This window comes from Coprobacter sp. (genome assembly GCF_982436375.1).
Map to the genome: position 1 here is coordinate 1 of NZ_CEWDCG010000209.1, position 4,881 is coordinate 4,881.

Annotated in this window: 2 protein-coding genes; both read right to left on the minus strand. The window is 37.2% G+C overall.

Annotation, left to right across the window (positions count from 1 at the left end; all coding sequences use genetic code 11):
- Window positions 1–105: 105 nt before the first annotated feature.
- Window positions 106–2,157 carry a molecular chaperone HtpG gene (gene htpG / locus AC1WHX_RS10405; protein ID WP_481229304.1) on the minus strand — a complete coding sequence of 684 codons (2,052 nt, stop codon included), beginning with the start codon at window positions 2,155–2,157 and terminating at the stop codon, window positions 106–108.
- 107 nt (window positions 2,158–2,264) lie between these two features.
- A complete protein-coding gene (locus tag AC1WHX_RS10410; protein WP_417039851.1) occupies window positions 2,265–4,790 on the minus strand; it encodes an ATP-dependent Clp protease ATP-binding subunit in 2,526 nt (841 codons plus the stop codon).
- Window positions 4,791–4,881 lie beyond the last annotated feature (91 nt).

Below are 4,881 nucleotides of genomic sequence, written 5' to 3' on the forward strand. Positions count from 1 at the left end.
TTAATTTTTAATTTTTGAATCAGAAAGCCAACTGCTGATTCGCATTATTAATAAAAAAAGAGATTCCAAGTTTTCCTGAAATCTCTTTCTCTGTTAAAAAAACTATTATAACATTTCAACGGATCGTTTAATAAACTGACTTAAAGCTTCACCCTTTAACATATTGTTGGATAATAGTGCCAAATCAACTAATTGACGAACCAACTTATGTTTGTTGGCATACTGTGTAAGTAGTTCGGATTCTTTTTTCCGTAAAGAGTCGACTTCTTTTTCTTTATTTCGAAGTTCTTCTTTTTCAGTAACGGGAATCTCTTCGTCTTTTTTCCCTTTCGATGCTTCCTGAAGTTTGGAGATAGCATCATTCAGTTCATTAATTTCTTTTTGTATAGGTTCTATTTCTGCATGACAGTCCTTTTCTGTTTCTTCTATTACTTTTTTAGACAAAGGATGTTCTGTATTTATTATTAAATTGAAACTGTCAGGCATCTCTCCGTAGAAATTCATTCCCGGTTGCATGGCCAACATGTCTTTCATTCGGCGCATAAACTCGTTTTGGGTTATAATGACTGGCTGAGATTGTTCTCCCAAAGCTTCAAACATCACCATAAATTCGGCTTTTTCCAAAGTCGGTATTTGAGATTTGAATACTGTGGTCATCATATTTCTTTGAGCGGCATCTAAAGAAACTTCGGTTTTGTCATTTTTCCGGACAAGATTGTCTATGATGTCACTATCAACTCTCACAAAACGGCTTTTTTCCAATTTTTGTTCAAGTAGTCCGATAAAATGAATGTCCAGTTGACCATCCATCAATAAAACATCATAGCCTTTAGATTTGGCTATCTCGATATAGCTGTATTGTGCAACGGCATCTGTAGCGTAAATATATATCAAATTCTTGTCTTTATCCGTCTGATTCGCCTCGATCAGAGTTTTATATTCTTCGAGCGTATAATATTTTTTGTCCGTGTCTTTTAATAAAGCGAATTTTTGTGCCCGATCATAAAATTTTTCATCAGACAGCATTCCGTATTCGATGAAGAGCTTGATATCATCCCATTTTTCTTCGAATTGTTTTCGTTCATTATTGAATATTTCTTGAAGTCTGTCTGCAACTTTTTTCGTGATGTAAGTGGAAATCTTCTTGACATTAGAATCGCTTTGCAGGTAAGACCTGGAAACATTTAGCGGAATATCAGGTGAATCGATGACCCCTTGCAACAACATTAAAAAATCAGGAACGATTCCCTCTACAGAGTCGGTAACAAATACTTGGTTGGAGTAAAGCTGTATTCGGTTTTTATTTATATCGAGGTTATTCTTTATTTTGGGGAAATAAAGAATACCTGTCAGCTTGAACGGATAATCAACGTTTAGATGTATCCAAAACAAAGGCTCATCTAACGAGGGATATAAATCATGATAGAATTTACGATAGTCTTCTTCTGTCAGTTCTGTCGGTTTCTTTGTCCATGCAGGTGTCGTATCGTTTATGATTTTATCCTTATCCGTATCAACATATTTACCGTCTTTCCACTCTTGTTCTTTACCGAAAATGACCGGAACAGGAAGGAATCGGCAGTATTTCTTCAATAAAGACTCAATTTTTGAGTCTTCGAGAAATTCTTTGTTCTCATCATCAATATATAACACGATGTCTGTGCCGCGTTCTTTTTTGTCAATTTCAGACATTGTATATTCCGGAGAACCATCGCAGCTCCACATTACCGGTTTGGCGTTTTCTTGATAAGAAAGAGTTCTGATTTCTACTTTCTTAGCGACCATGAAAGAAGAATAAAATCCTAAACCGAAATGCCCGATAATAGCATTGGCATCATTTTTATACTTGTTCAGAAATTCTTCAGCTCCGGAAAATGCAATTTGATTGATGTATTTGTCAATCTCTTCTGCTGTCATTCCGATTCCATGATCCGATATTGTAAGAGTACCTTCTTTTTTGTCGATAGATACTTTCACGTTCATTTCGCCTAATTCTCCTTTAAAATCTCCGAAAGAAGATAAGGTCTTTAATTTTTGAGTTGCATCTACTGCATTCGAAACAAGTTCACGTAAAAAAATCTCGTGATCACTGTACAAGAACTTTTTAATAATGGGGAAGATATTATCCGTTGTGACCCCGATAGTTCCTTTTTGCATAGCTATATTATTTTTTAAAGTTAAATTTTATCACAATCGTTTGTAGAAAAACAAAAAAAATGCCAGACCAACCGGTCTGACATTTTGACTTATTCATTATTATTTTGTCATTCTTTGTCGCTATGTACAGAAGAAACGATCTTTTCTTCTTGCTTATCATAATCGATGATTATTGTGTCTCCTTCTTTTATTGAATCTCGTATTATCAACTCTGCAATCTCATCTTCCAAGTATTTTTGTATCGCTCTTTTTAAAGGGCGAGCTCCAAACTGAATATCATACCCCTTAGAGGCTACGAATTCTTTTGCCGCATCGGTCAACGTGAATTTATAGCCCAATGCTTGCATTCTTTGATAAAATCCTTTTAATTCGAGATCGATGATCTTATAGATTGCTTCTTTGTCGAGTTGGTCAAACATGATTATATCATCGACACGGTTCAGAAATTCCGGAGAAAACGCCTTGTTCAAAGCTTTTTGTATAATACTTCTCGAAAATTCTTTATCCTCTAATGAAGTAGATGTAGAGAAACCGACACCTCGTCCGAAGTCCTTCAGTTGACGAGTTCCTATGTTGGAAGTCATGATAAGAATCGTATTTTTGAAATCGACTTTCCTTCCTAAACTATCTGTCAATCGTCCTTCATCCATTACTTGCAGCAGTAAATTGAATACGTCGGGATGAGCTTTTTCTAACTCGTCTAATAAAATTACAGAATAAGGTTTCCGTCTGACTTTCTCTGTTAATTGTCCTCCTTCTTCGTATCCTACATATCCGGGAGGTGCGCCTATTAATCTGGATACACTGAATTTTTCCATGTATTCGCTCATGTCTACTCGAATCAGAGCATCTTTAGAGTCGAACAGATATTCTGCCAGTATTTTTGCCAGATGAGTTTTCCCTACACCCGTAGGACCTAAGAACATGAATGTCCCGATCGGTTTATTGGGATCTTTCAGTCCAACTCGGTTTCTTCGGATAGCTTTTACTATTTTATCTACAGCATTGTCCTGTCCTATGATAGCTTGGCGTAAAGTATCACCCATGTGTAATAACTTGGTGCTTTCTGCACTGGCAATTCGCTGTACCGGTACTCCTGACATCATTGCAACTACTTCTGCTATTTTTTCTTCGTCTACGATTTCTCGATGCTCTTGGAGTTCTTCTTCCCATTTTTGCTTGGCAGTTTCCAGTTGAGCCTGAATATCTTTTTCTTTGTCCCTAAAACTTGCCGCTAATTCATAATTTTGGGATTTTACGGCTTTTATTTTTTCTTCCCGTATCGTTTCTATTTGAGCTTCGAGTGTCTCTATTTCTTTAGGTACTACGATATTTGATATATGTACACGCGAACCCGCTTCATCCATTGCATCTATGGCCTTATCCGGAAAATTACGATCACTGATATAACGTTCGGTCAGTTTTACGCAAGCTTTTAATGCTTCCGGTGTGTAGGAGACATTATGGTGGTCTTCATAACGGCCCTTAATGTTATTTAATATTTGTAATGTCTCTTCTGGCGTCGTCGGATCTACCATTATCTTTTGGAATCTCCGTTCCAATGCACCGTCTTTTTCTATACTTTTTCGGTATTCATCTAATGTCGTAGCTCCTATGCATTGAATTTCGCCCCGAGCTAAAGCCGGTTTTAACATATTTGCCGCATCCAAAGTTCCGGTTGCGCCACCAGCACCTACAATAGTATGAATTTCGTCTATAAAAAGTATTATATCCGGATTCTTTGTCAGTTCGTTCAATATAGCTTTAATACGTTCTTCAAATTGTCCGCGATATTTAGTCCCTGCAACAATAGAGGCCATATCCAAAGATATAACCCGTTTATCGAATAAAACACGAGATACTTTTCTTTGGATAATACGTAAAGCCAAACCTTCTACGATAGCAGATTTGCCGACCCCCGGTTCTCCTATCAATACAGGATTATTTTTTTTGCGCCGACTTAAGACCTGAGCTAACCTTTCGATTTCCTTCTCACGGCCGACAACCGGATCTAATCGGTTTTCTTCTGCTGCTTTTGTCATGTCAGTACCGAAATTATCGAGAACCGGTGTATCAGCAGATGTTTTTCCGGGAGAAGTTGTCGCTTTTTGCTGTTCGTTTTTATATCGTTTTTCTTCTTCGAATTCATCATCGTCATCATCTGCAAATTCAGCTCCCATTAATGGCGTGTCAGATAAAGGCTTGGCCATTTTAAAATATTCCATAACTTCCTGATATGTTACATCACAATCTTTTAGGGAACGTGTAGCCGGCGTATCGGGATCTTTTAGTATTGCTAATAAAAGGTGTTCGGTATCCGTTGTGTCACTCTTTAAAATTCGAGCCTCCAAGATGCTCATTTTTAATACTTTGTCCGTGCTTTTACTGATTGTAATCTCATCTCCGGCATTAATATGATCGTTTGATAATCTTAAATCTTTTTCAACGGAAGCTTTCAGCTCGGCCAATTGGACTCCGAGATGCCGCAAAGCCTCTATGGCTTTTCCAGAACCGTCTCTCAGGATTCCCAGCAAAAGGTGTTCCGGACCGATATATGAGTTTTGTAAGCGTTCGGCTTCTTCTCGGCTATATCCAAGAACATCTTTAACTCTTTGTGAAAAGTTTCTTTCCATGTAGTTGATCTTCCTTTCTTCTTTATTCAGTAATTTACAATACAAATATAAAATGAATATGTGTAAACCTTGTTTTCGTACAACATATATT